The sequence below is a fragment of the Sutterella parvirubra YIT 11816 genome (assembly GCF_000250875.1).
Lineage (GTDB): Bacteria > Pseudomonadota > Gammaproteobacteria > Burkholderiales > Burkholderiaceae_F > Sutterella > Sutterella parvirubra.
Map to the genome: position 1 here is coordinate 8,967 of NZ_JH604917.1, position 3,801 is coordinate 12,767.

Here is a 3,801-nt window from a genome sequence, read left to right on the forward strand (position 1 = left end):
CGGGGAGCCGCGGGAGCGCCCGCGTCTCAAAGGCGTACCCGACCCAAGCGCCGAGCCGGTCTTCCATACGCTCCGCTTCCGCCGAGGAAATGAGGTTTTGGTCGGCGATGAGGCGGCCCCCTTCGGGGAGCGCCCGCCGCACCCAATCGATCCAGACGTCGTCCGTCCCGGGCAGATCCCGAAGGAGTTCGACACCCGGGAGAAGCTCCCCTTCGGCCTGCACCCAGTAGCGGGAGTCGGTCAAAAGCGCCGCGCGGTCACGCGTCACCAACACCGTCCCGGAGCTTCCGGTAAAGCCCGTGAGGGCGGGCGCGAAGCGCCACTCGGGCGCCGCGATCTCGGCCAGGGTGGGATCGGTCATCGGGAGCCAGAGCGCGGCGCGCCCGTCCCACTCACCCAGCCAGGCTTGAAGTTCCTTCAGGTTCATGTCGAATCTCTCAGAAGAGTTTCCTCACGACGATCGTCACGGGGAAGCCCACGTGGTCGTCGCTTTCGACGTCGCTCCCGATGTCGAGGCTCAGCATCCGCCAGCCCGCGTCGCGGATCTCGTCGATCGTGGCGCTCACGCCGAGGTCGGGACACGCGAAGGTCGTTTCCTTCACGCGCCGGAGCACCGTCACGGGCGTCTCCGACGTGCAGGTCATCATCGCGCGGTACGGTGCGTCGATGAGCGGGTCGTGGGACGGACGGCGTCCGTCGGGGCGGCTCGCCGCGGCGGGACCGCCCACGGTGTCGTCGTCGGCGTAGTCGCCCTGCTGGGTGCCCGCGCAGCCCGCGAGAAGGGCCGCGGCCAGCGAGCCCGCGGCAAGAAGTCGGAGGAATCTAGACATGGAGAATGCGTCCGGAGGTCTTTTGCGATCAATCCTCCCATTCTAAAAAGCCCCGCGGGGTCCGAGACCGCCGCGGGGCTTTCCGAGCTTCAAAAATGCGTTGCCGTTGGTGTCAGCCGTTGCGGTTGCCGCCCTTCTTGAAGAAGCGCTTGGGCTTCCCCTGCGCGTTCTTCTTCGGGGCGACGTTGCCGTTGACGGTCCGGTTGGGCTTCCCCGGACGGATCACGTTGTCGGGCTGGCCGCCCGAGCCGAAGACCGTGCCGAAGCCGCGGGTCTCCGCGGCGGGCGTCACCTGCGGGAGCGTGAGCGCGCTCCCCGAGAGGTAGGTCGACGCGGCGCGACCCGAGAACCCGAAGGACGACGACGCCCAGGCGTTCGCGCCCGGCATCCGGTCCCCGGCCTCGTCCGTCCTGCGCGGACCCTGCTTCGGGGCGTTCTGCTTTTGGGGCTTCTGCGGCTTCTTCCCGAACTTCTTCTGCTGGCCCTTCCTGAAGCCGTCATTGGGCTTCTGGGGATTGGGCTTCGCCGCCGGAGCCTGCGCTCCATCCCCACCCTGAGCACCCTGAGCGCCCTGAGGCTGATTCCCCTGCGGACCGCGGTTCTGCTTCGGGTTCGGATTGCGGTTGCGGCCGTAGAGACGGCGCGTGCGGCGCTCTTCGCGCGGGCCCTGCTGACCCTGTTGGCCCTGCGCCGATTGGGGCGCGGCATCGCCCTGCGGTGCGCCTTCCGCGGCCGCCTGAACGGTCTGAGCGGCCTGAGCAGCCTCCTGCGCCTGTTGGGCCTGCGGCTTCACCTTCTGACGGCGGTTCTTCTCCGGGCGCGGACGCTTCGGACGGAAGGGCGTCGCGAGGTCTTCGGACGGCATTTCGCCGCCGGGCGGGAGCTCCATCGGATCCGCACGCTCTTCGGCGCGCATCGCCTCGACGCGCTCGCGGCGGGCCTTCCCCGCCATCTCGTCGTTGCGGTTGCGGCGCTTTTTGGGCTTCTTCTTCGCGACGGGGGCTTCGAGCGTCGAGCCCTCGGGGGCGTTCAGCATCTCGGGCGCGTCCGCCGCCTGCTTGTTGCGGAACTTCTTCCTGCCCTCTTCGAAGCGCTTCTTCGCGTTCTTCTTTTTCTGAGGGTGCTGCTGGGCCTGAGCGCCGTCCGCGCCCTCACCCTGGCGGAACTTCTTCTTCGCGAACTTCGCGTTCTTCGTCTTGACGTTGCCGTTCTTCGTCTTTTTGCGCCCGTACGCGTTCTGCTCCTCGGCGGCGCCGCCCCCCCAGAGCATCTGCATCGTCGCGTCCGACGGGAGCACCGGCATCGGGCCGCCGCGGCGCGGGCCGTTCCGGCGGCCCTTCTTCTTGTCGCCCACCATCTGGTGGGTCATGCGGTCGAAGGAACTCCCCCGGCTCTCGTTCTGCGCGCGCAGGCGCGCCGAGACGGAGGAGAGCGGCGAGGTGATGACCGAGCGGACCTCCTCTTCGGCGAGGAGCTCCGCACGGGTCTTCGGGACGTAGTCCGCGCGGATCGTCAGCGTGCGGCGCGGGACGGGGACGTAGGCGTGATCGTCTTCATCATCGTCCCCGTCTTCTTCGTCATCGTCATCCTCGTTATCGTCGTAGAAGCCGTCGACGTCTTCCTCGTCGTAATCGTCGCCGAATTCGTCCTCTTCGTCCTCGTCGAAGTCCTCATCCTCATCCTCATCGAGGTCTTCATCATGATCGTCGTCGAAGTCGTCTTCGAAGTCCTCCTCGAATTCGCCTTCCTCTTCGACGTCATCCTCGTCTTCAAGGTCTTCGGCGTCCTTCGCGTGCGCGCCGTTCTTCGCGCTGATGCCGATCTCTTCGAGGATGCCGGTGAGGTAGTCGAAGTGGCCGGCTTCCGCGGAGCCCGCGGGGGCGAAGGCCGCATCCGCGAGGACGGCGGAGCCGCCGAAGGTGGCGGCCCGGGGCGCATCGAGCGCTTCGAGCGGTTCGACCGGGCTCTCCGTGAAGAGGACCTCCGGCATCGCAGCTTCGGTGCCAGTCGTCACTTCGGAAGTCTCTTCGGCAGTTTCTTCGGCGAGGGTGAGGAGGTCGCCACCGATCTCCGTCTTCGGCGTCACGCCTTCGCGTAGCATCCGGAGCGCCTCGGCGCGGGAGTCCCAGGCGGCGACGGCGCCGCCCGCCTCATCGGCTTCATCGGTTTGAGGCTCACCCCAGGTCACGCGGACCGAGGGTTCGAGCGTGAGGTTCGGAAGGTCGGGACGCTCTTCGTCGCGAAGGCGGAAGGCCGTCCCGCAGAGGTCCCGCCCGAGGCGCGCCTCGATCTCCTCCCAGGGCACGTCGTGACCGCGCCAGCGTTCGAGATCCTTCTCCGCCGCGGCGGGCGCGGCCGGATCGGCCGCCGACGCCGTGCGGCGCATCTCCGCCTCAAAGCTGCGGCCGAACACGGTCCGCAGCGTCGGGACGCAGCTCCGGGCGTTCGTCGCCCCGGCCGCTCGTTCAGGACCTTCGCCTTCTTGATGGGCATCAGTCATGGGTTTCTTCTCCAAAGTCCGCTCGGGCGGACCCTCGAATGTTCTCTTCTTGGTCGTACGGCGTGAGCGTCGCGCGCGGCGCGGGCACGTCGGCCACAAGCGCACTTCGGGCGCACGGCGGCTCACTCACGGGGCGCCCGTCGCTGGGTGCCCGGGAAATGTTTTTTCTTCGTTGAGGCCCGAACGTTTCGTCGGGCGTCCGGCGGTCGGCGTGAGGCCGACGGAGGTGCCGGAACGGCAGGACCGGTTTTTGCAGAACCCTTCCGGCCAAGGGGTGCGCCGGGGACCTCGCCGGGTCGACCTCGTGCGCTTGGAACCCGAACCGTCTTCTGAGCGTGAGGGAGGCCCGCTTCGGGGCGCCCTTCATGGGCGGCTTCAGGCGAAAGACACTCTAGCACATCCGCCGAATTGCCTACAATGGTCGGCATCGCCGTCCGCCGGATGGTTCTCCCAACTCTAAGGACAGCAAAG

The 3,801-nt window shown here is 68.0% G+C and carries 3 protein-coding genes; all 3 read right to left on the reverse strand.

The genetic code is table 11. The features are described 5' to 3' along the window. Positions 1 to 427, reverse strand: a 427-nt coding sequence (locus HMPREF9440_RS10945; RefSeq protein ID WP_008541441.1) for an aminopeptidase P family N-terminal domain-containing protein, incomplete at its 3' end; no start/stop codon positions are given. A 10-nt stretch (positions 428 to 437) separates the two neighbouring features. Beyond that, positions 438 to 830, reverse strand: coding sequence for a hypothetical protein (locus tag HMPREF9440_RS03180; protein WP_008541443.1), 393 nt, complete (start codon positions 828 to 830; stop codon positions 438 to 440). 112 nt (positions 831 to 942) lie between these two features. Further along, positions 943 to 3,330 (reverse strand): hypothetical protein, encoded by a 2,388-nt coding sequence (locus tag HMPREF9440_RS10410; RefSeq protein ID WP_008541444.1) that lies wholly within the window; start codon positions 3,328 to 3,330, stop codon positions 943 to 945. Positions 3,331 to 3,801 lie beyond the last annotated feature (471 nt).